At 36.0% G+C, this 2,519-nt stretch carries 3 protein-coding genes; all 3 read left to right on the top strand.

Going from position 1 to position 2,519, the window contains the following annotated elements:
• Nucleotides 1-49: 49 nt before the first annotated feature.
• Nucleotides 50-961: a metal ABC transporter permease gene (locus tag E1171_RS02900; protein ID WP_155203908.1), complete on the top strand. Its 912-nt coding sequence runs from the start codon at nt 50-52 to the stop codon at nt 959-961.
• 271 nt (nt 962-1,232) lie between these two features.
• A complete protein-coding gene (locus E1171_RS02905) occupies nt 1,233-1,829 on the top strand; it encodes a thioredoxin family protein (protein WP_155203909.1) in 597 nt (198 codons plus the stop codon).
• Nucleotides 1,830-2,269: 440 nt separating this feature from the next.
• A partial coding sequence (locus E1171_RS02910; RefSeq protein WP_155203911.1) for a hypothetical protein occupies nt 2,270-2,519 on the top strand: 250 nt, incomplete at its 3' end.

The following is a 2,519-nucleotide window of genomic DNA, read 5'->3' on the forward strand; positions in this document are numbered from 1 at the left end:
GGGATAGGGATTAAAAGTGAAATTAAAATTTCAATTAAAATATTAAACAATGAATGCATTTTGGATCATTTTAACAGGCTCCTTAGTCGCAGTAACCTGTGGATTGTTGGGCTGCTACCTGATCTTAAGGAAAATGGCCATGGTTGGTGATGCCATCTCTCATGCCGTACTTCCGGGAATTGTGTTGGCATTTTTGTTTACAGGGTCCAGAGATTCGGTGCCCATGTTAATTGGGGCAGGAGCTATTGGGGTATTCACCACCTTTCTCATCGAATTCTTCCACCGCCGGGGCGGATTACAAACTGATGCTTCAATTGGAGTTACCTTCACCTGGCTTTTTGCCCTGGGTATCATCCTTATTTCTGTTTTTGCAGGAAAGGTCGATCTAGACCAGGATTGCGTTTTATATGGAGAAATTGCCTATGTTCCTATTGACCTCTGGATAACCAAAAGTGGTTTCATAATGGGACCACAAGCAGTTTATATTCTTTCCTTGGTCTTTATTTTGGTACTTTCCTTCATTTTATTTGGGTATAAAGAACTTTACCTTACCACTTTTGACCCTGCTTTTGCTGCTGCCATCGGTATTTCTACCTCCCTTTGGCATTATATGCTTATGGGGGCAGTTTCCCTCACAACAGTAGCTTCTTTTGAATCCGTAGGGGCAATTTTGGTAGTGGCACTGCTCATAGCCAATCCGGCAACCGCCTATTTGCTTACAGAAAACTTTAAAAAAATGTTAAGCTTATCGGCCTTACTAGGGGTATTCACCTCCATTTTAGGATATTTTCTAGCTACCCTGATTGACGGATCCATAGCAGGAGCCATGTCTACTGTTGCAGGAATATTCTTTTTATTAGCTTTTTTGTTTTCTCCAAAAGAAGGGGTGATTTACAAATCTTTTTTAAAAAGAAGTAACATAAAACTTGCAAAAACACAAATGGTAAAGAATGAAAAATAAGGTGATTGGAAAGTAAGGAATAATTAATTACGAAAATTTATTTGTGAAATGGTACTACCCTAACTGTACAAACCAATATCGTCCTATTTATACGCATTGACCTTGAGTATAACAGCATTAAATCAATAGAGCGAATAACAAAACCCTGTATCCCAATTACTCATTATCAATCAACCATTGTTCACTAAATTAATCCCATAAATAAATTATTCTTTCCTGCTTTGTGTTACAAGGACTATACAATAAGGATTAAACTTTAAAGCCCACATCCATGAAAGCCCGAAAATCCATTCTCCTTTTGCCATACCTTCTTACCCTTCCCTTAATTATTTTCGCTAATGAAATTAGAGAAGATAATTTTAGAAATATAAATTCAATTAGTCTAGGTGAGAATGAAGAGAGAATTCCTTCCAAGGTAATAAGATCCATTATTTCCCCTGAAGAAAAAAAGACGGAATCCGATAAAAAAGAAGAAATAAATTGGATTAGTCTAGAAAAAGCACAAATCCTTACTAAGGAAAACCCAAAGACGGTTTTTATAGATGTTTATACCGATTGGTGTGGATGGTGTAAAGTGATGGATAAAATGACTTTCAAAGATCAAAAAGTAATCAAATATGTCAATAAACACTACTATGCGGTAAAACTGAATGCCGAAAGTATGGAAGAAGTGGTTTTTAATGGAGTAAAAATATCAAAGGCTGAACTAGCTAAAGCACTTGGGGTAACCTCCTACCCTACTATTGTCCTCATCAATGAAAAATTTGATATGGTAGCCCCAGCCCCTGGCTACAGGAAAGCAAAAGAATTTAAAGAATTGTTAGAAAAATTTAAAAACTACACCCTGAAGGGAGGGAATGAAAAATAGGCGCTTTTCCATGAAAACAGGCAAAAACTACTTCATAAACACCTAGATTACCGCCAAATCAATCTAATTCAGTATAATTATTTCTGATTTCCTTTTCGATTGTTCAAATAAGAGATTCATATTCCCCTGATTATCCGATTCCTATCCCTAAAAAACCAAGGAATTGTCGCTCTTTAAATACTAAATTAAATAACTTCAATACTTTTCGTGACCCTAGCCTTCTTCTCAATTAGATGGTAATAAATAAACGAATATTCGGAATTGTACTCTATCACCATTGCATCATGGTAAACTATTTCCTTATCTAACTACAGCAAGCTCTCCCCTTTATAACCTAGAAGAAATCAAAAAATATTTTTTTCAAACATTCCCCACTAAGAAGACTTTAAAAATGAAAAGGTCAATAGACCCAATTGCCAGAGAAAAATAAAACTATCCTAATGAAAAAGACAGCCTTATTTCTTGTGATTGCATTGTACATTTGCGGATGTAAAGATGAAGGGGACAATCAAGAAGGGCCTATCGTAGAAGGCGATGTTCATTTAAAAACCCAAGAAGAAGTAAATTATTTTATAAATCAGGGGATTACCCATATTACTAGAGACGTCTATATTGGAGAATGGTTTAATCCTGGAGTATCAAACATAACGAACTTAGACGGGCTAAACACCCTCACTTCCATTGGAGGAA

Source organism: Xanthovirga aplysinae (assembly GCF_009711365.1).
GTDB classification, from domain to species: Bacteria; Bacteroidota; Bacteroidia; order Cytophagales; family Cyclobacteriaceae; genus Xanthovirga; species Xanthovirga aplysinae.

What these genes read in the sequence shown, in the direction of transcription:
- E1171_RS02905 (WP_155203909.1), top strand. Translation starts at nt 1,233, where the DNA reads ATGAAAGCCCGAAAATCCATTCTCCTTTTGCCATACCTTCTTACCCTT.
- E1171_RS02900 (WP_155203908.1), top strand. Translation starts at nt 50, where the DNA reads ATGAATGCATTTTGGATCATTTTAACAGGCTCCTTAGTCGCAGTAACC.